This is a genomic window from Kocuria sp., assembly GCF_030538595.1.
Classification (GTDB): domain Bacteria; phylum Actinomycetota; class Actinomycetes; order Actinomycetales; family Micrococcaceae; genus Kocuria.
Genome location: NZ_JAUNTS010000001.1, coordinates 309,173 through 334,518 on the forward strand (window position 1 = coordinate 309,173; position 25,346 = coordinate 334,518).

The 25,346-nt window shown below is 63.4% G+C and carries 23 protein-coding genes and 2 tRNA genes; 8 read left to right on the forward strand and 17 right to left on the reverse strand.

Annotation, left to right across the window (positions count from 1 at the left end):
• Positions 1 to 39: 39 nt before the first annotated feature.
• The 4 genes from Q4G32_RS01465 (at position 40) to asd (ending at position 3,055) form a co-directional block, all read left to right on the forward strand.
• Positions 40 to 888: a thymidylate synthase gene (locus tag Q4G32_RS01465; RefSeq protein ID WP_303348710.1), complete on the forward strand. Its 849-nt coding sequence runs from the start codon at positions 40 to 42 to the stop codon at positions 886 to 888.
• A complete protein-coding gene (locus Q4G32_RS01470) occupies positions 885 to 1,424 on the forward strand; it encodes a dihydrofolate reductase (protein ID WP_303348711.1) in 540 nt (179 codons plus the stop codon). The genes Q4G32_RS01465 and Q4G32_RS01470 overlap by 4 nt, the downstream gene beginning before the upstream one ends.
• A 79-nt stretch (positions 1,425 to 1,503) precedes the next feature.
• Positions 1,504 to 1,833, forward strand: coding sequence for a GNAT family N-acetyltransferase (locus tag Q4G32_RS01475; protein ID WP_303348712.1), 330 nt, complete (start codon positions 1,504 to 1,506; stop codon positions 1,831 to 1,833).
• A 76-nt stretch (positions 1,834 to 1,909) separates the two neighbouring features.
• Positions 1,910 to 3,055 carry an aspartate-semialdehyde dehydrogenase gene (gene asd / locus Q4G32_RS01480; RefSeq protein ID WP_303348713.1) on the forward strand — a complete coding sequence of 382 codons (1,146 nt, stop codon included), beginning with the start codon at positions 1,910 to 1,912 and terminating at the stop codon, positions 3,053 to 3,055.
• Positions 3,056 to 3,135: 80 nt separating this feature from the next.
• On the opposite strand, the gene Q4G32_RS01485 is transcribed toward asd, so the two are convergent.
• The 6 genes from Q4G32_RS01485 to Q4G32_RS01510 all read right to left on the reverse strand — a co-directional run bounded on the left by Q4G32_RS01485 (position 3,136) and on the right by Q4G32_RS01510 (position 6,021).
• The gene (locus tag Q4G32_RS01485) at positions 3,136 to 3,618 is read right to left on the reverse strand and encodes a PGPGW domain-containing protein (RefSeq protein WP_303348715.1); all 483 of its coding nucleotides are present in this window, start codon (positions 3,616 to 3,618) and stop codon (positions 3,136 to 3,138) included.
• On the reverse strand, positions 3,615 to 4,742 hold the full coding sequence (locus Q4G32_RS01490; RefSeq protein ID WP_303348716.1) for a UDP-N-acetylmuramate dehydrogenase: 1,128 nt from the start codon (positions 4,740 to 4,742) through the stop codon (positions 3,615 to 3,617). The genes Q4G32_RS01485 and Q4G32_RS01490 overlap by 4 nt, the downstream gene beginning before the upstream one ends.
• A gap of 36 nt (positions 4,743 to 4,778) precedes the next feature.
• On the reverse strand, positions 4,779 to 5,270 hold the full coding sequence (locus Q4G32_RS01495; protein WP_303348717.1) for a MaoC/PaaZ C-terminal domain-containing protein: 492 nt from the start codon (positions 5,268 to 5,270) through the stop codon (positions 4,779 to 4,781).
• Positions 5,267 to 5,716, reverse strand: coding sequence for an FAS1-like dehydratase domain-containing protein (locus tag Q4G32_RS01500; RefSeq protein WP_303348720.1), 450 nt, complete (start codon positions 5,714 to 5,716; stop codon positions 5,267 to 5,269). The genes Q4G32_RS01495 and Q4G32_RS01500 overlap by 4 nt, the downstream gene beginning before the upstream one ends.
• Before the next feature lie 95 nt (positions 5,717 to 5,811).
• A tRNA-Met gene (locus tag Q4G32_RS01505) sits at positions 5,812 to 5,885 on the reverse strand.
• A 64-nt stretch (positions 5,886 to 5,949) separates the two neighbouring features.
• A tRNA-Thr gene (locus Q4G32_RS01510) sits at positions 5,950 to 6,021 on the reverse strand.
• A 344-nt stretch (positions 6,022 to 6,365) separates the two neighbouring features.
• Here Q4G32_RS01510 and Q4G32_RS01515 point away from each other — a divergent pair.
• The gene (locus Q4G32_RS01515) at positions 6,366 to 7,388 is read left to right on the forward strand and encodes an integrase catalytic domain-containing protein (RefSeq protein ID WP_303348721.1); all 1,023 of its coding nucleotides are present in this window, start codon (positions 6,366 to 6,368) and stop codon (positions 7,386 to 7,388) included.
• Between the two features lie 136 nt (positions 7,389 to 7,524).
• Here the strand turns inward: Q4G32_RS01515 and Q4G32_RS01520 are convergent, their stop codons facing one another.
• Positions 7,525 to 7,821 (reverse strand): type II toxin-antitoxin system RelE/ParE family toxin, encoded by a 297-nt coding sequence (locus Q4G32_RS01520; RefSeq protein ID WP_303348722.1) that lies wholly within the window; start codon positions 7,819 to 7,821, stop codon positions 7,525 to 7,527.
• Positions 7,818 to 8,051: a type II toxin-antitoxin system ParD family antitoxin gene (locus Q4G32_RS01525; protein WP_303348724.1), complete on the reverse strand. Its 234-nt coding sequence runs from the start codon at positions 8,049 to 8,051 to the stop codon at positions 7,818 to 7,820. Before Q4G32_RS01525 ends, Q4G32_RS01520 begins: the two co-directional genes overlap by 4 nt.
• Before the next feature lie 340 nt (positions 8,052 to 8,391).
• Here Q4G32_RS01525 and Q4G32_RS01530 point away from each other — a divergent pair, with 340 nt between their 5' ends.
• A complete protein-coding gene (locus tag Q4G32_RS01530; protein WP_303348725.1) occupies positions 8,392 to 9,414 on the forward strand; it encodes an integrase catalytic domain-containing protein in 1,023 nt (340 codons plus the stop codon).
• A gap of 78 nt (positions 9,415 to 9,492) precedes the next feature.
• On the opposite strand, the gene Q4G32_RS01535 is transcribed toward Q4G32_RS01530, so the two are convergent.
• The 9 genes from Q4G32_RS01535 to Q4G32_RS01575 all read right to left on the reverse strand — a co-directional run bounded on the left by Q4G32_RS01535 (position 9,493) and on the right by Q4G32_RS01575 (position 23,094).
• Complete coding sequence (locus Q4G32_RS01535) at positions 9,493 to 9,930, reverse strand: hypothetical protein (protein WP_303348726.1); 438 nt, start codon at positions 9,928 to 9,930, stop codon at positions 9,493 to 9,495.
• Between the two features lie 110 nt (positions 9,931 to 10,040).
• Entirely contained in the window at positions 10,041 to 12,542 is a 2,502-nt protein-coding gene (locus Q4G32_RS01540; protein WP_303348727.1) for a phosphotransferase, read from the reverse strand.
• A complete protein-coding gene (locus tag Q4G32_RS01545) occupies positions 12,532 to 14,469 on the reverse strand; it encodes an ABC transporter ATP-binding protein (protein ID WP_303348728.1) in 1,938 nt (645 codons plus the stop codon). Before Q4G32_RS01545 ends, Q4G32_RS01540 begins: the two co-directional genes overlap by 11 nt.
• Entirely contained in the window at positions 14,466 to 15,785 is a 1,320-nt protein-coding gene (locus tag Q4G32_RS01550; RefSeq protein ID WP_303348729.1) for a glycosyltransferase family 4 protein, read from the reverse strand. The genes Q4G32_RS01545 and Q4G32_RS01550 overlap by 4 nt, the downstream gene beginning before the upstream one ends.
• Positions 15,785 to 17,278, reverse strand: coding sequence for a glycosyltransferase family 4 protein (locus Q4G32_RS01555; protein WP_303348731.1), 1,494 nt, complete (start codon positions 17,276 to 17,278; stop codon positions 15,785 to 15,787). Before Q4G32_RS01555 ends, Q4G32_RS01550 begins: the two co-directional genes overlap by 1 nt.
• Positions 17,275 to 18,462 (reverse strand): glycosyltransferase family protein, encoded by a 1,188-nt coding sequence (locus Q4G32_RS01560; protein WP_303348733.1) that lies wholly within the window; start codon positions 18,460 to 18,462, stop codon positions 17,275 to 17,277. The genes Q4G32_RS01555 and Q4G32_RS01560 overlap by 4 nt, the downstream gene beginning before the upstream one ends.
• 218 nt (positions 18,463 to 18,680) lie before the next feature.
• Positions 18,681 to 19,361, reverse strand: coding sequence for a response regulator transcription factor (locus Q4G32_RS01565; RefSeq protein WP_303348735.1), 681 nt, complete (start codon positions 19,359 to 19,361; stop codon positions 18,681 to 18,683).
• An 80-nt stretch (positions 19,362 to 19,441) separates the two neighbouring features.
• Positions 19,442 to 20,992, reverse strand: coding sequence for a sensor histidine kinase (locus tag Q4G32_RS01570; RefSeq protein ID WP_303348737.1), 1,551 nt, complete (start codon positions 20,990 to 20,992; stop codon positions 19,442 to 19,444).
• A 209-nt stretch (positions 20,993 to 21,201) separates the two neighbouring features.
• Positions 21,202 to 23,094, reverse strand: coding sequence for a DEAD/DEAH box helicase (locus Q4G32_RS01575; RefSeq protein WP_441327440.1), 1,893 nt, complete (start codon positions 23,092 to 23,094; stop codon positions 21,202 to 21,204).
• 351 nt (positions 23,095 to 23,445) lie between these two features.
• On the opposite strand from Q4G32_RS01575, the gene Q4G32_RS01580 reads away from it, so the two are divergent.
• On the forward strand, positions 23,446 to 24,402 hold the full coding sequence (locus Q4G32_RS01580; protein ID WP_303348739.1) for a DNA-3-methyladenine glycosylase family protein: 957 nt from the start codon (positions 23,446 to 23,448) through the stop codon (positions 24,400 to 24,402).
• A gap of 76 nt (positions 24,403 to 24,478) precedes the next feature.
• The gene (locus Q4G32_RS01585) at positions 24,479 to 25,249 is read left to right on the forward strand and encodes a VIT1/CCC1 transporter family protein (protein WP_303348741.1); all 771 of its coding nucleotides are present in this window, start codon (positions 24,479 to 24,481) and stop codon (positions 25,247 to 25,249) included.
• The last annotated feature ends 97 nt before the right edge of the window (positions 25,250 to 25,346 follow it).

Here is a 25,346-nt window from a genome sequence, read left to right on the forward strand (position 1 = left end):
CCCACCAGTACCCACGGGCACGCCCCAAGGAGCATTCGCTTGAGCACCGCTGCCACACCCGCATCCCACGCGGCAATTGCCACCCCCTACGAGGATCTGCTGCGTGAAGTTGCCGCCACCGGTACGCAGAAAACGGATCGGACGGGGACCGGGACTCGCTCCGTGTTCGGTCGTCAAATTCGCTACGACCTCTCCGATTCCTTCCCGTTGCTGACCACCAAACGCGTCCACTTCAAGTCCGTGGCGCTGGAACTGCTCTGGTTCCTCAGCGGTTCCTCCAACGTTCGCTGGCTGCAGGAGCGCGGCGTGAGCATCTGGGACGAGTGGGCAGATGACAACGGTGAACTGGGCCCGGTCTACGGAGTGCAATGGCGCTCTTGGCCCACTGCGGATGGTGGAAGCATTGATCAAATTGCCAAGGTCATTGAGCAGATCCGCACCAACCCGGATTCCAGGCGACACATTGTCACGGCGTGGAACCCTGCCGAAGTGGACAACATGGCACTTCCGCCGTGCCACACCATGTTCCAGTTCTGGGTGGAGCCGCAGGAGGAAGGCCCCTCCAAACTGTCCTGCCAGCTGTATCAACGCTCCGCGGACATGTTCCTGGGCGTGCCGTTCAACATTGCCTCCTACGCCCTGCTGACCCTGATGGTGGCTGAGCAGACCGATTTAATACCCGGCGAGTTCGTGTGGACCGGAGGAGACGTACACGTGTATGACAACCACCGGGACCAGGTGGCCAAACAACTGGCCCGCGACCCCTTCCCCTACCCCACCATGCGCTTCAAGCGCCGCCCCGATTCCATCTTTGACTACACCTTGGATGACTTTGATCTGGTGAACTACCAGCACCACCCCGGGATCAAGGCGCCGGTGGCTGTATGAGTGGCGCGCCACCGGTGATCGGCGCCATTTGGGCTCAGACCCGGGACGGGGTGATTGGCGCAGGCGGCAGCATGCCATGGCACGTCCCGGAAGACTTTGCGCACTTCAAGTCCGTGACCACGGGCCATCCAGTCATCATGGGGCGGCGCACCTGGGAATCTTTCCCGGCCAAGTTCAAGCCGCTGCCGGACCGGACCAACATTGTGATGACCTCCCGGCCGCAGGAGTTCGGGGACGCGGAGGGCGCCGTCGTCGTTGATTCCTACGCTGATGCCGTGGCTGCGGCGCGGGCGGCGGAGGGCGGGGAAGAAATCTGGGTGATTGGCGGTGGGCAGCTCTACGGCCATGCCCTGACCAGTCCTCAACATCCCGTGACGCACTGCGTGGTGTCCGTGTTGGACCTTCAGATCGACGGCGACACCCACGCCCCGCAACTGGATGCCACATGGCAGCTGGTGGCGGAGGAGGACCGCGGCACCTCCCGCACCGGGGTGCCGTGGCGGGTGCAAACCTGGCAGCGCCATCCCATGGCGTGAAGCTGCGGCGGTGAAGCGCAGTCAGTCCTGCGGTCTAGAGTGGGATGCACCACATGTCACCTGCCCTTAGGAGGCCCGCGTGAGCACGGAGCACACCGAGTACAACGAGCCCCAGGTCCGCGAAGATCCCGAACTCAAGCTGGTGGACAACCAGGAAAAGAGCCGGGTGGAGCTGTGGAACGGTGCCACCTTCATTGGATTCGTGGCGGTCGAACGCCTGGCCGATGGCACCGTTGACCTGCAGCACACCATCATTGACGAGCGTTTCAGCCGGCAGGGTTACGCCAGGACCTTGATCACGCTGGTACTGGACACGTGCCGCGCCTCCGGAGTGCTCATCCACCCCACCTGCACGTACGTTCAGGATTACTTGCAGCGCTTTCCGCAGTACCAAGATTTAGTGGCATGACGCCCCGTGTGCGAGCTATCTCACATCCGCACCTGTGGCCTCGAAGGCTTCCGGTGCGGTCCGTAGACTGGATCGCATGATTTCTAGCGCCAACTCCACTCCCGCCGTCGGCCTGGTCGGCTGGCGCGGCATGGTCGGATCCGTTCTGGTGGACCGCATGGTCTCCGAAGGTGACTTTGCGGATATTCAGCCGGTCTTTTTCACCACGTCCTCCCCCGGTGCCAAAGCCCCGGAGATTACGGGTATGGGCGACACCGGCACGCTGCAAGATGCTTACGACCTGGACAAGCTGGCAGCGCTACCCATCATCCTCACCGCGCAGGGTGGTGACTACACCTCCCGGGTGCACGGGGAACTGCGTGCCCGCGGCTGGGACGGCCTGTGGATTGACGCCGCCTCCACGCTGCGCACCAACCAGGACTCGATCATTGTGCTGGACCCGGTCAACCGCAATGTGATTGATGCCGGCCTGGAGTCCGGCATCAAGGATTTTGTGGGCGGCAACTGCACCGTCTCCTGCATGCTCATGGGCATGGGCGGACTGTTCCGCAACGGCCTGGTGGAGTGGGCCACGTCCATGACCTACCAAGCGGCCTCCGGCGGAGGCGCCCGCCACATGCGTGAGGTTCTGCAGCAGTTCGGTGATCTGCACGTGGAGGTTGCGGAAGGACTGGCCGATCCGGCGTCGGCAATTCTGGAGATTGACCGCCGCATTCTGGCCAAGCAGCGTTCCGGTGAGCTGGACACCACCCAGTTCGGCGCCCCGCTGTCCGGCTCCCTGATTCCGTGGATTGACTCGGATCTGGGCAATGGGCAGTCCCGGGAGGAAAAGAAGGCCGGGGATGAGACCAACAAGATCCTGGGGCGCAGTGCCGAAAATCGCATCCCGATTGACGGGCTGTGTGTCCGCATTGCCACCATGCGCTCTCACGCGCAGGCCATGACCCTGAAGCTCACGGAGGATCTGCCGGTTCAGGAGATTGAGCGGATTCTGGATGCCGACAACCAATGGGTCAAGGTGGTGCCGAACACCAAGGAAGCATCCTCCGTGGAGTTGACCCCTGTGGCAGCTTCCGGCTCCCTGGACGTACCGGTGGGCCGTATCCGCAAGCTGGAGATGGGACCGGAGTACATTTCCGCGTTCACCGTGGGGGATCAGTTGCTGTGGGGTGCTGCTGAACCGTTGCGTCGCATGCTGAAAATCGCAGTCGGCACCCTCTGAATCCCCGCCGAAAACATGGTTTGACCCAATTTTCGCCTTCCCAGAGCCAACAAACCATGTTTTCGGCGGAGGGGTGGCGGTTAGTGGCCGGGAGGGGCGTTGTGCGGGGAGAATCTGACCGGTTGACCAGCCGCTTGGCGGCGAGCGCCCTCCGCATTGGCCGCATTGCGTTCCTGCGGACCGGACAGGCACCAACGCCACCATTGCATCAGCCGTGTCCGCTGAATCTTGGCCCAGGCCACGCTGAGTTTTTTGATGGCCCACAGATTGAGTTTGTGCGCCCAGTCGAACTCCATGGACCACACGCCAATACCCAGGAATATAAACACCCAGCCGGGTCCGGGCAGCACCAGCATGGCCACCCCGGCAATGAACAAGACAAAGCCGATCACGGCGATGGAACCGCGCACCATCACACGCCGGAACTTGCTCCCCTGATGCGACCAGGCCTGAAATTTCTCGATCCGCCGCCGGATGGGGTGGCTGCGGTCCTGCCCCCGCCGCAGTTCTTCGGCCAACTCCGACGACGCGGGGTCGGGTGCCGCCCGGCCCCGCGGGTTCACAGATCCATCCCCACCATCACGGGCTCGGGAACCAGCTCGACGCCGTAAGCCTCCAAGACACCGTTGCGCACCGTCCGAGCCAGTGCCACCATGTCTGCGGCACTGGCGCGACCACGATTGCTCAGAGCCAGTGTGTGCTTGGTGGACAGCGATGAGCGGCCCTCAGAAACTGATGCGCCGTCAATGGACAGGCGTTCGTTGCGGCTTCCCTCCAGGCCAAAACCTTTGCCGAATCCGGCGTGGTCGATCAGCCAGGCCGCCGAAAGTTTGACTCGTCCGTCCAGGGGGTTTCCGGCGGGATCCACCACCGGGAACCTCGGGGCATCAGAAGGTACCAACTGCGCAGCCGCTGAGCTTTCCACAATGGGGTTGGTGAAGAACGATCCCGTGCTGTAGGTGTCCCGATCTGCCCTGTCCAGGACCATGCCTTTACCGGCTCGCAGCTGCAATACCGCCTCACGCACCGCGACCATTGGTGCGCGCTGGTTGACCTCCACACCCAGGTGCTGGGCCAGCTGACCGTAACGGATGGGTTTGGACAAATCGCCGTGCGTGAACTGGAACTGCACGTCCAAAACCACATAACGCGGAGATCCCTCCACCGTGGTGCGCTTCAGCAGGGAATCCCGGTATCCGAAGTCAAGCTCCGCAAAGGCAAAGGACGTACGTCTGCCGGCTTCACGGTCATAGACCCGCACGCGGGCGATGGTCTGGGAGACCTCCTGCCCGTAGGCGCCAACATTCTGTACGGGTGTGGCCCCGGTGGTGCCCGGGATTCCGGAAAGGGCTTCAATACCCACACGTTCGTTCTCCACCGCCCAGGCCACTACGTCATCCCAAGGATGCCCGGCAGCCACCGTGACCAAAGTTCCGGCACAGTCGGAGACGTGATCCACCTGTATCCCGCGGGTGGCAATGTGCACCACGGTACCGGGGAAACCCGAATCACCCACCAGAAGGTTGGACCCACCACCCACGATCAGGACGGGTTCCCCAGCTTGATCCGCCATCCTGACGGCATCCACAATCTGGTCTTCCGTCTCCGCACGCACGTAACGTTGGGCGGCTCCACCCACGGCGGTGGTGGTCAATTCGGCCAGGGTGATGGGGTGCTGGGTGGTCATGTTCGCCATCCTAACGAGCCCCGGTCTCCGCCGGTTTCACGCGCAGGCCACCACAGCTTGCGCCTTGACCAGAACTTTCAACGGCGCGGCTTCCTGCGCAGCAACGCCTGGGTCCGCAAGATCCGGTGCCGTCACCGTCAGATCAATGCGCGCGGTCCGAGCTTGATCGTCCAGCGCACCTACTTTGGCCACCACGGTCAGCGCTGTGGAAGCGCGCACCTGGGTGTCAAAGACATTGGGCACCACCACGGGTTTGGTGAAGCGGGTCTGCACATCTACGACGGCGGCCGGGTCCCCTGCCCAATCCACCACCACCTGCATGGCAGCACCCATGGTCAGCATCCCGTGAGCGATCACATTCGGCAGGCCCACGGAAGTGGCAAAGTCTTGGTTCCAGTGGATGGGGTTGAAGTCCCCGGAGACAGCGGCGTAGCGGACCAGGTCTGCCCGCGAAAGTTGCACGGTGCGGGAGGCAACTTCCTGGCCCTTTTCCAAGGCGGCAAATTCAGGTCGGGTAGCGGTGGTCACTGGTCTTCTCCCCTCACCAGCAGTGAGGACACGGCGGTGGAGACCGCGTGCCCGTCACCATCAAGAATGTCCGTCCGGAAGCTCACCATGGCACCGGTGCCCACTGCCCGGACTCCATCCACCGTGGTGGCTGCGGTGAGCTCATCGCCCGCCACTATGGCGCGGTGGTGGGTGAAACGTTGGTCGGCGTGGACCACCCGGGAGAAGTCGATCCCTGCGGTTTCATCTGCAACCACTGCCGCTTCTGCCTTCTGCGCCACAATGATGGCAAAGGTGGGTGGTGCCACCAGGTCCGCGTGCCCCGCTGCGCGGGCTGCTTCCACATCCTGGTGGATGGGGTTCTGGCCGCCCACGGTGTGGGCAAAAGCCCGGATGGCTTCCCGGGACACCTGGTACGGGGCAATGGACGGGTAGGTCCGGCCCGCGACGTCGGGATTAACACTCACGGTGGCGCTCCTCTCTGACTGGTCTGACTGGGTGAACTGCGCCTGGGTGCACAAAAGCCCGCGATCCTTGAATCAGATCACGGGCTTTCGGTCCGTAGCGGTGGACGGGCTCGATCCGTCGACCTCACGATTATGAGTCGTGCGCTCTAACCAGCTGAGCTACACCGCCAGGTTGGATGGGGAAACCCGTGACTGACGTTGTTCAAACGTTGATCACGGGCCCTCATCACGAGAGCCCCGACCGGGAATCGATCCCGGGACCTCCATCTTACCAAGATGGCGCTCTACCACTGAGCTATCGGGGCAACGCGGAATACTGTAACAGCCCATTTGGCTCAGGCAAAAACGGCGCGTTGACTCATCCAAGATGCCCGCGTGGAGTGCTTCGTTGACTCACCTCAAAGTACCCGCGTGGGTCCAGGGTGAGTGGATGGAGTTGGAATTGGCTCAACGCAAGGCGATCTTGGCCTCGCAGGTGAAGAAGTGACCCAAGGCCACCAAACAAGAGAAAACCGAGATCCTGGACGCGATCTGCCAGGTCACCCGGTGGCATCGCGACCACGCCCGCAAAATGATCCGACAACGAGTGGCAGGCATCGAGTCTGGTCCTCGCCAGCCTCGGGAACCGGTAATCACCTACAACGAGGACGTGATCGCTGTACTAGTGCGATGTTGGGCACTGTTGGATGGCCCCACAGGCAAACGCCTCCAACCAGCCCTACCGCAGCTGCTCGACTCACTGCGCGCGCATGACCGACTCGACGCTAGCGACGATGTAGTCGAGGCGTTGCTGCGGATGTCACCAGCCACCATCGACCGGCGCCTACAGCCCTACCGAGTAGGGCTGGTCTCATCCAAAGGAATATGTCACACCCGACCCGGGTCGATCCTCAAGGCCAGCACCCCGATCAAGACCTGGGCCGAATGGGACCAGACCGAACCTGGCTTCGTGCAGATCGACCTGGTCGGGCACGAGGGCGGTGACAACAACGGGGTGTTCCACTTCAGCCTAGATGTCACCGACATCGCCACCGGGTGGACCGAAGCGATCAGCATCCGCAGCAAAGGCGAACGCATCGTGCGCACCGGACTGGAAGAACTACACCTGCGTTTCCCGTTTGCGATCCAAGGAATCCATTCCGATAACGGCAGCGAGTTCATCAACCACCACCTCCAGAAATGGTGCGCCCTGCACGAGATCACCTACACACGAGGCCGCCCAACCCGATCCAACGACCAAGCCCACATCGAGCAGAAGAACTGGGCCATGGTCCGCCGCTGTGTCGGCTACAACCGCTACGACACCGCCCGCGAACTGGAGTTACTCAACCAGCTCTGGCCCCTGGAATCGACCATGACGAACCTGTTCATCCCCCAACAAAAACTCGCCACCAAAACACGCATCGGTGCGAAAGTCACCAAGACCTACGACACCGCCACCACCCCATACCAGCGGATCCTGCGCGATCACCCCGACATGCTGGACGCCTCTGACAGCAAAGCCCTGGCACAGCGACTTGCCCAGGCCGACCCCGTGGCTATTCGTGAACAGATCGCGCTGATCCAAGCCAATCTGCTGGAACTGGCCCGACGCCGAGGCAACGTTGAACGCAAAGCCAAACGCAACGCCGTTTACCTCTCAAGAACCAAGCTCACCAAACGGGCATCTTGAGATGAGTCAACGACCCCCAACCACGCGGGCACCTTGACATGAGTCAACAGGACGCCAGTGACCGCTCTGGGCCACTACTATCGCACCGTCTCGACTGCTCGCTTCGCTAGAGCGATGACTGCTCGGAGAGACCTCGTCAGAGGTGTCGGTCAGGGTCCATTCGCTGATGCAGGATGCGGATGATGTCCACAGCTTTGGCAGCATCGTTCACGCGATAGAACAGCGTGTGGCTCACGACGCTGTAGCTCGAGTAGCCCTCCCGGATCTCGTCTCGGGCGCGACCTCGGCGCGGATCTTCAGCGACTCGCTCGACTGCAGCTCGGATCTCACCAATGTACGTCTCAGCCTGCTGGACGTCCCAGCGCTCTGCGGTGTAGTCCCAGATCGAGGAGAGGTCTCGCTGTGCGGCTGGGGTGAGGCGGTAGCCGGTCATGCCTTCTTCGCCGCGACGAAGGCGTCGAAGTCGAAGGGCTCTGCCTCGCCGCTGGCCTCACCCTCGGCAAGCGCCGAACGCAGTGCTGCCAGCTGAGTCTCCTGGTCCTCCAAGAGGCGCAGCCCCGCTCGGACGACTTCGCTCGCAGAGCGGTAACGGCCCGAGGAGATCTCCTGTGCGAGGAAACCGGTGAAGTGGTCATCCAGGCTGATCGAGGTGTTCTGTGCCATGGCGCAAGAATACCAAGGATTGGTACTCACGTGAAGGTCCCGCGTTGACTCATCCAAGATGCCCGCGTGGAGTGCTTCGTTGACTCACCTCAAAGTACCCGCGTGGGTCCAGGGTGAGTGGATGGAGTTGGAATTGGCTCAACGCAAGGCGATCTTGGCCTCGCAGGTGAAGAAGTGACCCAAGGCCACCAAACAAGAGAAAACCGAGATCCTGGACGCGATCTGCCAGGTCACCCGGTGGCATCGCGACCACGCCCGCAAAATGATCCGACAACGAGTGGCAGGCATCGAGTCTGGTCCTCGCCAGCCTCGGGAACCGGTAATCACCTACAACGAGGACGTGATCGCTGTACTAGTGCGATGTTGGGCACTGTTGGATGGCCCCACAGGCAAACGCCTCCAACCAGCCCTACCGCAGCTGCTCGACTCACTGCGCGCGCATGACCGACTCGACGCTAGCGACGATGTAGTCGAGGCGTTGCTGCGGATGTCACCAGCCACCATCGACCGGCGCCTACAGCCCTACCGAGTAGGGCTGGTCTCATCCAAAGGAATATGTCACACCCGACCCGGGTCGATCCTCAAGGCCAGCACCCCGATCAAGACCTGGGCCGAATGGGACCAGACCGAACCTGGCTTCGTGCAGATCGACCTGGTCGGGCACGAGGGCGGTGACAACAACGGGGTGTTCCACTTCAGCCTAGATGTCACCGACATCGCCACCGGGTGGACCGAAGCGATCAGCATCCGCAGCAAAGGCGAACGCATCGTGCGCACCGGACTGGAAGAACTACACCTGCGTTTCCCGTTTGCGATCCAAGGAATCCATTCCGATAACGGCAGCGAGTTCATCAACCACCACCTCCAGAAATGGTGCGCCCTGCACGAGATCACCTACACACGAGGCCGCCCAACCCGATCCAACGACCAAGCCCACATCGAGCAGAAGAACTGGGCCATGGTCCGCCGCTGTGTCGGCTACAACCGCTACGACACCGCCCGCGAACTGGAGTTACTCAACCAGCTCTGGCCCCTGGAATCGACCATGACGAACCTGTTCATCCCCCAACAAAAACTCGCCACCAAAACACGCATCGGTGCGAAAGTCACCAAGACCTACGACACCGCCACCACCCCATACCAGCGGATCCTGCGCGATCACCCCGACATGCTGGACGCCTCTGACAGCAAAGCCCTGGCACAGCGACTTGCCCAGGCCGACCCCGTGGCTATTCGTGAACAGATCGCGCTGATCCAAGCCAATCTGCTGGAACTGGCCCGACGCCGAGGCAACGTTGAACGCAAAGCCAAACGCAACGCCGTTTACCTCTCAAGAACCAAGCTCACCAAACGGGCACCTTGACATGAGTCAACAGGAACGGACTGTTGGGTCCTGGCAACGAGTCGACCTGACCCCGAATCGCCGCCCGAGAGTCACTACTCAGTCGTCGTCCCAGTCATCGTCATCCCAGTCGTCATCGTCCCAATCGTCGTCGTCCCAGTCGCCGCTGTATACGTAGTTGGGAGCAGGCTGAACGGGTACGGGCACCTGAGCGGGGGCGGCCGGAGCAGGCGCCGGTGCAGCGGGAGCTTGTGCAGGGACCGCGGGGGCTTCGGCGGCATCCGCTGAGGCGTCACCCTGGGAGGTTTCAGCGTTGCCTGCATCCGCAGAAGACTCGTCATCTTGGCCGGTCTGCCCCTCCCCCGGGGTGCTCACGGTGCCTGACGGGCTGGGTGAGGAGGACGACGCCGGACCACTTTCGACCACCACGCCGTCACGCAAAATCTGGGAATCTGATGGGGCAGCCGCTGCGATCCACAAGAAGATCGCCACCGCGCCCACCACCACCAAGCTGAGTGTGGACCATAAAACCTTCATGGCATCCATGGTGGCGGACTTAGATAAGACCAAGATGAGAGATCACGGCACCCGGGCTGATGTCACCGAATTGTGACTCTGCTGAGATGACTCCCGGGCTCATTCAAGGATCAGACTTCCGCCACCATCTCCCGCACCAGGTGTTCGGCCCAGGTGCGCGCCAATCCCACCCACTGTGGACGGAAGGCGTAGACACAAACCAGCCGGGCACGGGTGGCTGCGCGATACGCCCGCAAATGCTCAGCAGAAATCTTGAGTTCCTGAGCCACCGTCCCCACAGCCTGGTGCCCCACCCGGTGCAGTGCCGGGCTCAACAAACCTTGGTCACGGTGAAGATCAAGGTGAACCCCCAGGTTGGCCAGGTCGAGCGCGGGGTCTCCCACGGCTGCGGTGTCAAAGTCCAGCAACCCGATTCTTGAGGTGGCGGCATCCACCAGGAGTTGTTTTTCGTGGAGGTCCCGGTGCACAACGCCCCGAGGAATGCCTGCAGCCATTGGTGCAGCACCGTGAGCCCGCCCCCGCTGTGCAAGATCACGCCATGCAAGATCACGAGGTGCCATTCCATGCTGTGCCGAGTCCAGGGGAGCCAAGTCCAGAAGCCTCTGGCTGATCGTCTCCACGGTACGGGTCCAGGCTGCCACCGGAACACCCAAGCACCACGGGAAGGCTTCCAGACGCTGCACCCAACCCGTCAGCGTGTTCACCTCATCGGCCGCGGTGTATTCAGGTAGCTGCCCGGGAGGCACCTCCGCACGTACCAACGCCGGCCAGCACTGCGCCCATGCGTGGAAACCTGTCGTGTAGACAGCCAGGTCCGTATCGGCTCCCACCCGGTGCAAACTGTGCCCCGGCAGCACGGAGAACTCCACACGATCCGCCGCAGCGGCAAGCACCCTGGGAACATCAAATCCGGCGGCGGTGCCCAACTCGTGGAGCGTGTGGGACAGCCGCGCTGCGGGCTCGGCCTTCTCCCCCGCCAGAAGTTTGACGTAGCGGTCCTGCATGGCGACCACAGCACGCCGCGCCCGCCGGTGGACCACCACCTGCCCTTGATCGGCAAGCTGACGGAGGCCGGGAAATTTGTGGTCCTCCCCGTAGGGATTGACCTTCCATCGTGGTAACCCCAGGACTGCGGGGTCCGGGGTACAAACTGCCGCGCGGACACGCCCCGCGGGGTCAATGAGCTCCGCAGTCAAGCCGCCATCGGCCTTGGGCCAGGCACGTTTGACGGTCATCCGCTCGCCAACTCCTTGGGTCACGGCTGCGGGCACAGTGACAGGTACCAGGGCCGCAGCGGAGTCCATGATCTGCCGCATCTGCGTAGCCCACGCCGGGTGACAGTTCCGAAAGGGCTCCATGACTCGCATGAGCAGGTGGAATGCAGCCCAAGCCCGGATCTGGTGATCCTCCGGAGCCTCCAAATGACTGGGCGCGGCTGCCTCCCGATACCCCTGCAGCACCGCGGTCATCACCGGATTCAGCTGCACGTGGCGCTGGTCGAACCTTGCCGTGTGCCCCTCACCTATGGCATGCGGCAGTACGACGGCGGAGACCGCGTTGCCCACATCATCCGCCGCAACACCAACCCGCAGACGGTCAAGGTCGGTGATCAGCACCGACTGCTCGGGCCCAGAATCGTCCACCAACACTTGATCCGCGGAGAAGTCACCGTGCAGCAGCACAGCAGGGAGATCAGTCCGCAGCTCCTCCAGAACTCGGCCGGAAACTGCGGTGAACTTTTGGGCCACATCCGCATCCAGGTGGGCCAAGTCGTTGGCCATGGCAGTGAGCCTTGCCCGTGGGTCCTGGGGCGCGGGAAGTTGCTCCACAGCCAGCAGCCCCACGTCCGCCCCGTGCATTCCCGCTAGCCCTGCACCGGCCATGTGGGCTGCTTTGAGGGTGCGATCCTCGGACGGACGGGTGGAAAGGTCGCCGTCGCCGAACCAGGGGTAGCACTGCACCCGGTCATCGGCCGGCAGGTGGGGGCAGGTGACCGTGGTCTGCACTGGAATACCGCGTGCTGCCAAGAGCTGCGCCACAGTTGGCGTGGCACTGGGTACCCGGGCCGAGAGCTTGACCACGGTGGAAGGAGAGTTTTTTCCGCTGGCATCCGCCAGGACCAACCGGCGCAGCGGATTGAACCGCAGCAGACCCCACGGACTGCCCGGGCTGCCCACCTCCAGGGCGGCTGAGCCAAGGGTCGTCCGCAGAATCTCCGCCAGTTTGGGATCTGCCGCCAGGCGACCCACCGCCAGAACGTGACCGGGGTGGCCTGGAACCTCCCGCACCGTGATGAGCTCCGCCCCTGCCAATCCGTACAGTTCGCGGGCCTTGGCCACCGCTTTGTGCAGCTTGGTCGCAGCCTCCGGCGCGTAGGTGGCCACCCATCGGGTAGAGGTCTCGGGGCTACCGTCCGCGTGTGAGGTGATGTCGAGCCTGGCCACCGCCGTGAAACCAGGTTTGTAGCGCAGATAGGAAGTTTCCGCCGTCAGCTCAGCCCCGGCAAACAGCGGTACAAGTTTTTTCGGGTCAAGAATCCAGGCCACACCGGGCAGCCGGTCGGCCGAAATCGGCAGTGATGGCTGCCCGAGCTGCCCTCCATCACCAACCACGGTGACCCTCCCGGGAATCCGGCGCCGGCCCTGCAACCACGTCAGCACCCAGACCTGCGCGACTGTTCGATGTCTGGGCCTGAACCTCCGAGCCGTCACGGGCCTGTTGTTGCGCCACCCAGGCCGCAAAAACGCCGTGGGGATCTGCCAGCAGTTCCTCCGGAGTTCCGTCCAACAGAATCCGGCCGTCCTGAACCCACAGCACGCGGTCTGAAGCCAAGGCCATGGCGGCATCATGCGTGACTGCCAGGGACGTGCGGCCTTGAATCAGCTCAGCAATGGCATCCACCACGGCCTGGGTGGATTGCGGGTCCAATCCGGTGGTGGCCTCATCCAGCACCACCACCGGGGCATCCCGCAGCAAGGCACGTGCAATGGCAATCCGCTGCCGCTGCCCGCCGGAAAGACTGGAGCCCCGCTCCGCCACCACGGTGTTGTAGCCATCTGGGAAACTCAGCACAAAATCGTGCGCCTGGGCGGCCTTGGCTGCTGCCTCCACCTGGGCATCAGTTGCCTGCTCACGGCCCAGTCGGATGTTCTCCCGAATGGTGCCGTGGAACAGCACAGACTCCTGCAGCAGCAGGGCCACATTGGCCCGTACGGACTCCAGGGAGAGCAAACGTAAGTCTTGCCCGTCCACCGCCACGGAACCGTGGGCTGGGTCCAGCGAGCGCACCAGCAGTGCGGCCAACGTGGATTTACCGGACCCGGAGGGGCCGATCACGCTCACATGTTGCCCGGGAGGAATTACGACGTCGATGTCGCGCAGAACCATTGCCCGGCCAGGGTCTTTGGGGTCACCGTAGGAGGCATCCACGCGGCGGAACGTGATCTCCCCGCGCACAGCGCCCAGGGGTGCGCTGTCCGCGCCGTCGCGGATGTCCGGCACGGTGTCCATCAGGTCTGCAACGCGTTCCCCGGAGGCTGCAGCCCGGGCAATACGGCCCGTGTATTTGGCCATGTCCCGCAGAGGCTTCATGCACGTTTTCAAGTACGTGATGAACAGCACCAGGTCCCCCAGGGTCATCTCCTCCTGGAGCACCCGCCAGCCGCCGCCCACCAGCACGATCGCGGTGGCAACCCCCACGATCACATCCGTGGACCGCTCCAACCCTGCGGCCAAACGGCGGGACTGCACACCCTGGGTGAGTGCCAGTTGATTGGATTTCTCGAAGGAGCGCGCCATACGTTCCTCCAGACCGTAGGCCTGAACCACGCGGATGGCGCCCAGGGATTCGTGTGCGGTGTTGGCCAAGGCGCCCTCGCCCTTGCGGGTTTTGCGGGAAGCCGCAGTGATTTTTCCGGAGGACCCACGGCTGATCAACCAGAACGCCAGGATGGCACCCACCACCACCAGTGCCAGCATCCAGTCCAGGATCAGCATCACAATGCACATGACCACCAGAGTGATCACATTGGCCAGCAGAGGAAGGCCCGCCGTCACGGCAACCTCTTGCAGTTTGCCGATGTCCGACACAATGCGCTGCACCGTGTCCCCGGCACGCGATCCAGAATGAAAGCGGTCGGAGAGACTTTGCACGTGGCGGAACAGCTGACCACGCAACACCGTGGACACCCGCGAACCCACCAGTGCGAATGCCACGGTGGCCAGATAGTTGGTGAGTGCACGGAAGCCCACAATGCACACCGTGGCCAATCCGGCCGCCAGCAGCAGCTGCCAGGAGGCTTCCGGAATCCAAGTGTCCACCGCGGTGGCATCTGCACCCAGGGAGCGGGATATGGAGTCAATGAGGATTTTCAGCGGCCACGGTTCCAACACCCGAAAAGCCACTTCCAGCAGCAGCGCAAGGACACCGCCGGCAATGAGCCAGCGGTGCTCGCCCAAGTGCGGGCGAATCAGGCCGAGAGTTCTACCCAGAGCCCGCTTTTCGATCCGGTTTGCGGTACCGCGCGACTTCCCGCTCATGGGCGCCCACCGGTCACAGCCAATTCCGTGTCCGCCAGGATGGCCGCCAGGACAGTTTCCCAAGAGCGTTCCCGCACGGCCATGTCCCGCGCCGCTCGCCCCATGGCACGACGACGCCCAGGGTCCCCCACCAACTCGTCCACCGCACGTGCCAGGTCGGCGGGGTCGGAGGGTGCCACCAAAAGGCCAGTGACGCCGTCGTCGATGATCGCGGGGACTTGCCCCACCCGCGATGCCACCACGGGGAGGGCGGCAGCGCAGTATTCGTAAATCTTCAACGGTGAAAAGTACTGATCCATGCTCTGTTCGGTGCGCGGATACGGAGCAACAGCCACGGCGCAGTCCATCAGGTGGTCCGGGATTCGGTCCGGTGCCACAGCGCCGGTGAACTCCACCTCAATCCCCAGCTGCCGGGCTTGATCGGTCAGGGATTCCCGTTGAGGGCCATCACCCACCAAGCGCAGCCGCCACGCACGGGTGGCAAGAGCACGCGCCTGAAGCAGATGCTCCACGCCGTGCCAGGGCTTCAACGTGCCCACGAACACCACCGTTGGGACCCGCTCTGCGGAGGGAGAGTCCGCATGCGAATCGGGGCTGGTCGTAAGCGGACCGGGGCCAGTCACCTGCAGACCAGTGCCCGTCACCTGCGGATCAGGACCGCCGATCCCCGAGTCCAGTGACGGCCCGATCCGCTGCACGTTGACCCCGTTCGGTGTCACCACCACCCGCTCGGCCAGCTGCGCAGAAACCAGCCCACTGCCTGGCCCGGCAGTCGTTCGCACCCACTGGGCTACGGGCTCCGACACACACGCAATGCGCGTGGCAGCTCCCACCTGCCGGTCAAGTGCGGCATAGGCAGATTGCTGATCCACCAAATCCCGATGAGTCCGCTGCTCGTCAATCAACGGCGCGTTGACCTCCAAGAAACCTGGCACGGACAAGGTCTCGGTGACCTCAGCCAAGGCGGTTGAAAACAACGAATAGCGTTCGTACACGGCATCCACACCCGCAGCGATCACTTGGGCCGCAATGGCCTGGGCGGCATGCTGCTGGGCCACCTCCCTGGCGATCACGCGGGCTGTGCGGTCATCCTCGGAAACCTGCGCAGCGACGGCGGGAACTGCGGGCACGGGTACATGGACAACCTCCAGATCGGTCAAATCTGCGGGCACCTGGTCCCCAATACGCGTGGCGTAAACCGTGACCTCCCACCCCATGGCCCGCCAGCACCGAATGATCTCCTGAACATGAACGGAAGCCCCCTTGGACCCGAACACCGGGATCCCCGGATCCGCACTGATGTAGGCCAAGCGCATCACTGAACACCTGCTCTCTGGGTTGGGCCGGACATTGGGGCATCGCTGCTTGTGGATGACACGTCGGGTACGGGCGGCAACTGTGTTGGAACGGGTGGTAATAATGCCCGCAGAGCGGCCGCCTGATGCTGCGAGTCAAAATGTGTCTCCACCACCTCTCGTGCAGCACGGGTCACGGTGGCTCGGTCCCACCGCGGGTCGGCAACGGTCGTCAAGGCTTGAGCCAGGGATTCGACGACGCCGGGCTCCAGCAGGATGCCCGTCTGCCCAGAACCGTCAGCGTCACCACCGCGGATCACTTCCGGAATCCCCGTCACCCGCGTGGCAATCACAGGAACGCCCATGGCCATGGCTTCCAGAAGCACCGTGGGCAAACCATCCGCGTTGCCATCCGCCCCCACCACACACGGAGCCACGAACACGTCTGCCTGCCGCAGCAGCTCGCCCACTTCACGCTGTGTACGCGGGCCCTGGAACTCAATCCGATCTGCCAGTCCCACCTCAGACACAAGCTCCTTCAGCTGTTGATCGCGCTCCCCTCCGCCGGCGATGGTGACCCGCACCTCCAATCCTGCACGGTGTGCCACCGCCGCTGCGCGGATCAGGACGTCAAAGCCCTTCTTCTCCACCAGACGCCCCACCCCCACCACATGCAGCGGGCCGCTGGGGTTCGACGGCGCAGCGTACGGGAATCTGCTCAGTTCCAGTCCGTTGTAGACCAGATGCACCTTCTGCCCAGCGACTGACCGGAAGATCTGAAAATTACTGCTGAGGAAACACCGGTTGTACCGGGAGATGGTGACCACGTGGTCAGCGTGGCGGAAAGTGCGCTCCAGCCGCGGGTGACTCACGGATTCGTGGAACAAGTCCTTGGCATGTGTGGTCACGGAGTACGGCACACCGGTCAACCGGGAGGCAATTTCAGCCACCTTGACGGAAAGATTGGCAAAGTGACAGTGCAGATGGGTGATGCCGCGGTACACCACCGAACACGCCAGCTCAATGCCCTGATGCACCTCAGAAGCCTCGGTCTCAGCCAAATCCGGCAACAACCGGGCCAAGCGCAGACCAAAGTCCGGAATGATCCGCTGGGCGCGGGCCATCACTTCCCATGCCTCGGAAGCCTTGAACGGTCGGGGGACATATGTCAGCGGGGCCTGAACCCGAGCCAGTTCCGGATGAAACCGCGGGTCAGTGGAATGCCGCAGGGCAAAGATCTCCACCTGCTCGCCCTGAGCTTCCCGTGCCAGGATCTCCGTGACAATGAAGGTCTCCGAAAATCGCGGGTAGACCTTGAGCACATAACCGATGCGGTGCTGACCTGCAAAGCTGTTGTGCTGAGCTTCCGAGCTGCTGGGCTGAACTTCTGGGCTGCTGAGCTGACCGTCCGGGTTCCCGGGCTGGCCACCAGAGTTCCCGGGCTGGCTATCTGGGCCACCGTGCTGATCTTCTGGGATGCCGGACCAGGAACCAGAGTTACCGTGCTGGGTCATTTCCGCTGTGCTCCTTCCAACCGGGGGCTGGGAGCCAGCGTGGCGGCTGCCAACTGAGCAACGGTGTGCAGACCGCTGAGGTCCACCTGGTGGCGCAGCTTGACGGTTCCCACCACTGCCCGCAGCCACGCGGAGATGGCCTGCGGTGTGAGGTCTTGGAGACGCAGAACGTCCACCGCCCCGGTGCGAGCCAGGGCCTCGGCCCGGATCAGCTGTTCCAGCCGGGGTGTTTCCCGCGGCACAATCAGGGCGGGAGTATTGGTGGTCAAGATTTCAGTCACGGAGTTGTAGCCACCCATGGAAATCACGGCATCGGCTGCCATCACCTCCACCAGTGCATCCGGTACGGAAGCCACCACGGTGGTCCGCTCCCCTGCCATGGATTGGATGCGTTGCACCTGGGCGGGCGCCATCTGCGGGCCGGCGATCACCAGGTGGCGGTATCCGTGCGGTACACGCGCCCGGACTGCCGCGCTGAGGAGGTCAACGCCGTCGGACCCACCGCCTGCCATGGACACAATGTAGGGGCGGCTCATGCCGGAGGTACGTTGACCCACGGGTCGCCCGGCGGCCAGGTACCCGGTGTGCTGAACCATGTCCGCCAGCTGCCCGGGAATCTCACCACTGATCAGAGGATCGTGGACGGTGCGGTCACCGTAGACCCAGATGTGGTCGTACACCGAGCGGAAATGCCCGAGCGCGCCCACCTTCTCCCATTCGCGGGCCGCCACGGATGGGGTGTCCAGTACTTCCCGTAGACCCAGCACAATGGTGGTCTCCGGGAACTGGGCCCGCAGGCGGGTCAGCGGTGCCTCCAGTTCACGGTCAACACCCCACGCATGCCGGTCTATGACCACCAGATGTGGTTTGAATTCCAGCAGGGCGGCCTCAATGAGACCCGAACGCAAAGCGGTCAGGTGCTCCATTCCCACTGCCAAACTGCGGGGGCCGTACCGGCCGCTGTCCTTGGTGACTCCGGGCAGCACCACCGCGTCAAAGCCCCGGGGCTTGTGGCGAATCGCAGCAGAATCGACGCCGGTCAGCAGCAATCCGGTCACCGGACGCCCCACGAGCTGGGGCAGACTGTTCGCCAACGCGTGAGCCAGAGCCACGTTGCGACGGGTGTGACCCAACCCCTGGGAGTCATGCGAGTAAAAAACCACCCGCACTTCTTGGCTGTCCATACCCGTCCCCTCGCTCCTCCGGCATGTGCCGCTGTGCTGTTCAGTCCAGTGGCACAGACTCATCAACGTCTGAAGCCTCCACTGTGCTCACAGGAGATGATGAGGATATGAGCACTTCATGAGGACGTTCTCATGAAGTGCATTGAGCGCTCGGACAGGTCCTAGCGCCCAGCCCTCAGCACAGGCTTGACCTCGTCTCCACTGGCCAGAAGAGTCATTCAGATCTCCGCCAGGCGATAGCCCACCCCGCGAACGGTCACAAACCTCTGGGCGCCCAGCTTGTTGCGCAGATACCGGACGTAGACATCCACCACATTGGAGGAGCCGTCAAAGTCATAGCCCCAGACCTTGTTGAGCAACTGATCACGGGTCAACACCTGCCCCGCGTTCTCCAAGAACACTGTGGCAATGCTGAACTCCCTGGCAGAAAGTTCAACGTGCTGGCTCTCCCCCGATTCGGAGGCCACCACGGCACAGCGTTTACCGAAATCCAGTGACAGCGTGCCGTAGCTGAGGTCATCTTCGGCCGCAGCCGGTGCCGTGTAGCGCAGCCGTGCCTTCACCCGGGCCAATAATTCCTGGAACCGGAACGGCTTGGCCAGATAGTCATCCGCCCCCTTGTCCAACCCCTGCACGGTGTCCTCCACGGTGTCCCGGGCGGTGCACATGATCACAGGCATGGTGGATCCTGTGCTGCGCAGCACGGAAAGCACCTTGAAACCATCCATGCCCGGCAGGCCCACGTCCAGGATCAGAAGGTCAAACTCGCCCGTGGCGGCGTAGTCCAGGGCTGATACTCCGTCCTCCACCACCGTGGTGGTGAATCCGGAGGCACGCAGACCTTTCTGGATGAAGCGCGAGATCCGTTCCTCGTCCTCGGCAATGAGGATATTGGCCATCACAGGTCCTTTCCGTTGAATGTTCTCTGGGTTCATGGCTGCGGCGCCAGTGTCGGTGGGCCTGGGTCGGTGGGCCTACATCAGTGGGCTGTGGCCCGGTCCGATTCCGTAGGTGGCCGCTCCGGTAGCCACAAGGTGAACGTTGAGCCGCGGCCGGCTTCGGAGCGCAACCGCACAGCACCCCCGTGGCCCTCGGCAATTGCAGTCACAATGGCCAGTCCCAGCCCGGAGCCTTCCACGGTGCGCCCGGCTTCTGCCCGTCCAAAGCGTTCAAAAATGCGCTTCTGGTCCGCCGGCGCAATACCGATTCCGGTGTCGCGCACCCACAGCTCCAGGAACCGGCGGGAGGCCGCCCCGGTGACCGCAACGACGTCGTCGGGAGCGGCCGCCCATGCAGCCCCCAGTGCAATCACGTCCCCGGGGTGGGAGAACTTGACGGCGTTGGCCGCCAACTGCAGCACGGCCTGGGTCAGGCGCTGGCGGTCCGCCACTGCCTGACCCGTTGCCGTTCCCTCCAACCGCCAGTCCCGGTCCCCCAACGCGGGTAGCCGCTCCATGGTGGTTTCCAAGAATTCGTGAACCTCCACGGACTGCACCCGAATGAAGTCCGAACGTTGAGACTTGGCCAACAGCAGCAGATCCTCCACAAGACGGTTCATGCGCTCGATCTCGTCCAGCAGCATGGACCGGGTCTCCTCCACATCCGCCGGGTCCTCGGCATCCATGAGTTCCAAGTTTCCGTGCAGGATGGTCAGTGGCGTGCGCAGTTCGTGGGCGGCGTCGTCAAGGAACTGACGCTGCTGGTCAAAGCCGCCTTCAATGCGGTCCAGCATGTAGTTGAAGTGTTGGGCCAACTGACCCACATCTGAATCGTCCTGGGCCACCGGCACGCGCTGTTGGAGATCGTCCACCGTGATGCCCTGCGCGGCCTCACGCAGGCGTGTGATGGGTGCGGTGACCCTGCCCACCAGGAAATAAGCGATCACACCGCCAATGACCAGCATTCCGGCGGAGATACCCATGTAACGCCACCAGGAATCAAAGATCAGTTCCCGTTGGGCACCCAGGTCCGTGCCGATCACCAGGTACGCCGTGCGGTCATCGGTGGGCAGGGACACGTCAATGACCCCGAGCCGCAGGCGTTCACCATCCAGCTCATGATCGAAAATCACCGTCTGGCGTGCTTGGGCACGGTCTTGAACGGCGCCCACCCGTTCCGGGTGGTCCAGCCGGGAACGGGATTCCCCTAGATACTCATAGGCCGGTTGGCCGTCCAGGATGACCATGAAGTTTTCATATTCACCCGGCACCGTGGTGGTCATGAACGTGTAGAGCAGCTGGTCCACGTCTGTGAACGGCTCACCTTCAACCGGTTCTGGACCATCTGGCACGCGGGTCTCACGGCCCAGTGGGCCGCGTTCTGCCAGGCGTTGCAGCTCGCTGACTTCCTGCTCAATGTCCCGCTCAATGCGATGTTCCAGATCCGCCAGCTGGAGGTAATGCGTGATTCCCCCCACCAGCGTCAAGGTGATGGCCATGCACGCAATGGTTGTGGCCAGCACACGGGAGCGGACGGACTGTAGCTCCGCCCGCACCGTTGTCCATCGCCTCATCCAGGGTGGCGCAGCCATGACTGAAAGGTTACTGGGAACTCATGAGACACAGATGAGGCGCCAGCTCACTACCTGCCGTTGACGCTCACCGCCTGGCGTTGCCGCCGCCCACTTCTCATCCAGCTGCAGATTCAACCCCTAGAACGTGGGAAGTCGGCGCAGTTGTGGGAAGTGGGCAGCCAGGTGGGAACTCACCGACCGGCAACGGATGTGCCGGCCGGTAGCCCTCAGTAGCCCTTCTTGAACTTGGGCTTGCGCTTGTCCCGGCCTTCGCCAAAGCCATCGTTGCGCCGGAAGCCCTGCTTGCCCTTGGGACCGCGACCGCCTGAACGCGGGGGACGGTCACCGTAGCCACCACTGCGGGGACGGCCGGCACCGCTGGAGCCACCGCCCTTGGGGCCGCGATCCTGGCGGATGTCCAGGCTTTGACCGTTGATCTTGATGTCGCCCAGACGTTGCAGATCGTCCCGGGAGAGGTCATCCGGCAAGCCGATCAGGGTGAACGACGGGCGGATTTCAATGGCCCCGATGTCGCTGCCGTTCAGGCCACCTTCGTTGGTCAATGCCCCCACAATGGAACCCGGCGCGGCACGGTGCTTGTGGCCCACTGCCATCCAGTACGTGGCCTTGCCTTCCTCGGAGCGCGGCGCGCGGTTGCGGCCCCCGCGGTCGCCGTCGCCGTCTTCACGACGCCGCTCGCGGTCCTTGCGCTTGGGCAGCTCCGGCAGCTCTTCGGCAAAGAACGGGCGGCCATCCTGAGCAATGACGGCCAGCGCTGCGGCCACCTCCACCGGATCCACGTTCTTCTCGGCCACGTAGTCCTCGATCAGGCCGCGGAACAGCCCCAGATCCTCACCTTCAATGGCTTCCGTGATGCCCTGGGCAAAGGTCTGGCGGCGCGTGGCGTTGACGTCGTCGACCGTGGGCATGGGCATCTGCTCCACGGGCTGGCGGGTGGTGCGCTCGATGGCACGCAGCAGGTACTTCTCCCGCGGGGTCATGAACAGCACGGCATCCCCGTCACGTCCGGCGCGCCCGGTACGGCCGATCCGGTGGACGTAGGACTCGGTGTCGTGGGGGATGTCGTAGTTGACCACCAGGGAGATGCGCTCCACGTCAAGGCCGCGGGCGGCAACGTCCGTGGCCACCAGAATGTCGATCTTGCCCTCGCGCAGCTGATCCACGGTCTTTTCGCGCAGCTGTTGCGGGATGTCGCCGTTGATGGCGGCAGCGGCGTGCCCGCGGGCGCGCAGCTTCTCCGCCACTTCCTCTGTGGCGGCCTTGGTACGGACGAACACAATGATGCCGTCGTGCTCTTCAACTTCCAGCAGGCGGGTCATGGCCTCTAGCTTGTGGGGGCCCATGACCTGGAGGTAGCGCTGGCGGATGTTCTTGGCGGTGGTGGTCTTGGCCTTGACCGTGACCTCTTCAGGATTGCGCAGGTATTGCTGGGCGATCTTGCGGATGGCCGGCGGCATGGTGGCGGAGAACAGGGCCACCTGCTTCTCCACCGGGGTTTGCGACAGGATGGTTTCCACGTCCTCGGCAAAACCCATGCGCAGCATTTCATCGGCTTCATCCAGCACCACGTACTGGAGGTCTTCAAGCTGCAAGGAACCGCGCTTGAGGTGGTCGATCACGCGGCCCGGGGTGCCCACCACAACCTGTGCACCACGGCGCAGGCCGCCCAGCTGCGGGCCGTAGGAGGAACCGCCGTAAACCGGCAGCACGGTGAAGTCCTCCAGGTTGACGGCATAGGAGCTGAAGGCCTCAGCCACCTGCAACGCCAGTTCACGGGTGGGGGCCAGCACCAAGACCTTGGTGGAGGTGCTGGTTCCGTTGAGGTCAGCCAATTCGGCCAAGCGGGACAGTGCGGGGACTGCAAAAGCTGCGGTCTTGCCGGTACCGGTCTGGGCCAGACCTACGACGTCGCGGCCCTGCAGCAACAACGGAATGGTGGCTTCCTGGATGGGCGACGGCTTTTCATATCCGATGGTTTCCAAGGCTGCCAGCACGCGGCCGTCAATGCCCAGATCGGCAAAGGTGGGACCAACCGGTTCCCCGGAGTTTTCTTCCGGCGCGGTCTGGTTCTGGTTTTCTTCTGCGGTGTTTTCAGTCAAAGCGGGGGCTCCCTACGGTTTCAGGGCACGCTCCACCGATCATGTGGGATCGGTGTGGTGCTCACGTGACTCCGGTGTTCCCCCAACATGAACCGCTTGTACAAGGGGTTCCAACGCCATGGGCCGCCGCTCACAATACCGATTGGGTGTGTGGGAGACGGCAGAACCAGGTGGAAAATCCACTAACCACCGATTCCTGCAATTGCGGATCGGTGCACAGTTAAACCAAGTAGATCCAGGGAATGGACCGGAATGAATACGTCAATCTTAACGTAGTGGACACCTGCCTGGGTACCCGGGGTGATGATCAACACCGCAGAGCTTGTCTGCCCCCGGTGCCAAGATGGCTTCATGTCCGCCGCAGCCCCCGCACAGTGCCGTTGGAGCCCCAGCTCACCGGTGAATTTGCGCGCCACCATGCGCGGGCTCACCCGCGGCAGCTCGCACCCCACCGCCCGCATCACTGCCGACGACGCCGTATGGGTCACCACCCGCTGTGACGGCCACCCCGTGACAGCCCGCTTCAGCCGTTGCGGATCGGGGCCCGCACTGTGGCAGGACATCCAGGTTCACGCCTGGGGCACCACGGCGGAGCTTTTTCTGGCGGAGGCACCGGCGTGGACGGGTGAACGGGACGACTGGCAGGGGTTCATGGAGTCACCGGCGTGGTCCACGCTGCCGGACGTTCTGCAACGAGCGCGCCGTGAGCATCCGGGGGTGCGGTTGATCTCCACCGGGCGTCTGGTGGACACCCTTGTGAACACGGTCTTGGAGCAGCGCGTAACGGGTGGGGAGGCAGTGCGCGCCCAACGCTGGTTGAGCCGGGCCCACGGTCAGCCTGCGCCGGGCCCTGCCCCGGATGGTATGCGGGTGTTCCCTGATGCCCCTGCAATTCGCCAGATCCCGTCCTGGGCATGGCATTCAGCAGGTGTGGACGCTGCCCGGGCCCAGACCGTGCAGGCTGTTGTTGTTCGCGCAGCCGCCATCCAGCGCTGGGACAGCGCCCCTTTGGGCCCGGCCCTTCACCGCGCGCTCGGTTCCATACCCGGGATCGGCCCGTGGACCGTTGCGGAGACGCTGCAGCTGACTCACGGAGACCCTGATTCGGTGAGCGTTTTTGACTATCACGTGGCCCACCACGTCACCGAGTTCTTTGACGGGCACCGTGGTGACGATGCCCGGATGTTGGAACTTCTGGAGCCCTGGCGTGGGCATCGCCAGCGCGTGGTGCGCCTGATCGGCGCCTCCGGGCACCGTGCGCAACCCAAGGGTCCGCGCCTGTCCCCCCAGGATTACCGGCGCATCTGAACTGTCCGGTGTGGACTCAGTGAGCCTAGCCTTTCCTAGCTGGAAAGCCCTTTGGGTTAGGCGTTAAATGACTGCCATGAACGCGGCACACAAGAGCAACCCGGATACCAGCCCGGATATTTTCCGCACCCCTCAGCAGCGGGTCCACGTGGAACCCCAAAGCGGGAACTACAGCGAACGCCTGAACAAATTACGAGCTGCCGTGTTGGGCGCCAATGACGGCATTGTCTCCGTGGCCGCCACCGTGGTGGGTGTTGCCGGCGCATCAGCTGACCGCGGGGCACTGTTTTTGGTGGCTGCCGCAGCGTTGTCGGCCGGTGCACTGTCCATGGCGCTTGGCGAATACGTGTCAGTCTCCTCCCAGAAGGATTCACAAAAAGCTCTCATCGAGTTGGAGTCCCGGGAACTGGCCGAAATGCCACAGGAGGAACTGGCGGAATTGGAGCAGATTCTCCGCGACCGTGGGATGTCTGATGACGTGGCACGTGCCGCGGCAGCAGATCTGACCCAGCACAATGCCCTGAAAGCCCACCTGTCCTTTGAGCTTGGGATTGATGAGGACGACATCCCCTCTCCCATAGGAGCGGCCATTGCCTCCGCCTTGGCTTTCGTGACGGGGGCCATGCTGCCCATCCTGGCCATTCTGCTCCCGCCCGCCGGCGTGGCCATCCCCATCACATTTGCCGTGGTCCTCATTGCTCTTGCCATCACGGGATGGTTGGGCGCTGTGCTGGGCGGTTCCCCGCACAGGCTGAGGGCCGCCATGCGCTTGGTGGTGGGTGGCGCCTTGGCTTTGGCCGCCACCTTCGCCATCGGCTCGCTGCTGGGGACCGGAGCCATCGGCTGACTCACCGCACGGTAGTCCCCGGTGGCTGAGCTTGTGAGCGGTTCCGGTGGGGCGGCGTCGTGGTTGCCACCGGAATCCAGCAGAAACAGGCTCATGG

Bases quoted from the DNA above. Each gene is read 5' to 3' on its own strand.
- Q4G32_RS01470 (WP_303348711.1), top strand. From the start codon at position 885: ATGAGTGGCGCGCCACCGGTGATCGGCGCCATTTGGGCTCAGACCCGG.
- asd (WP_303348713.1), top strand. From the start codon at position 1,910: ATGATTTCTAGCGCCAACTCCACTCCCGCCGTCGGCCTGGTCGGCTGG.
- Q4G32_RS01490 (WP_303348716.1), bottom strand. From the start codon at position 4,742: ATGACCACCCAGCACCCCATCACCCTGGCCGAATTGACCACCACCGCC.
- Q4G32_RS01520 (WP_303348722.1), bottom strand. From the start codon at position 7,821: ATGACCGGCTACCGCCTCACCCCAGCCGCACAGCGAGACCTCTCCTCG.
- Q4G32_RS01525 (WP_303348724.1), bottom strand. From the start codon at position 8,051: ATGGCACAGAACACCTCGATCAGCCTGGATGACCACTTCACCGGTTTC.
- Q4G32_RS01535 (WP_303348726.1), bottom strand. From the start codon at position 9,930: ATGAAGGTTTTATGGTCCACACTCAGCTTGGTGGTGGTGGGCGCGGTG.
- Q4G32_RS01545 (WP_303348728.1), bottom strand. From the start codon at position 14,469: ATGAGCGGGAAGTCGCGCGGTACCGCAAACCGGATCGAAAAGCGGGCT.
- Q4G32_RS01550 (WP_303348729.1), bottom strand. From the start codon at position 15,785: ATGCGCTTGGCCTACATCAGTGCGGATCCGGGGATCCCGGTGTTCGGG.
- Q4G32_RS01555 (WP_303348731.1), bottom strand. From the start codon at position 17,278: ATGACCCAGCACGGTAACTCTGGTTCCTGGTCCGGCATCCCAGAAGAT.
- Q4G32_RS01560 (WP_303348733.1), bottom strand. From the start codon at position 18,462: ATGGACAGCCAAGAAGTGCGGGTGGTTTTTTACTCGCATGACTCCCAG.
- Q4G32_RS01565 (WP_303348735.1), bottom strand. From the start codon at position 19,361: ATGGCCAATATCCTCATTGCCGAGGACGAGGAACGGATCTCGCGCTTC.
- Q4G32_RS01570 (WP_303348737.1), bottom strand. From the start codon at position 20,992: ATGGCTGCGCCACCCTGGATGAGGCGATGGACAACGGTGCGGGCGGAG.
- Q4G32_RS01580 (WP_303348739.1), top strand. From the start codon at position 23,446: ATGTCCGCCGCAGCCCCCGCACAGTGCCGTTGGAGCCCCAGCTCACCG.
- Q4G32_RS01585 (WP_303348741.1), top strand. From the start codon at position 24,479: ATGAACGCGGCACACAAGAGCAACCCGGATACCAGCCCGGATATTTTC.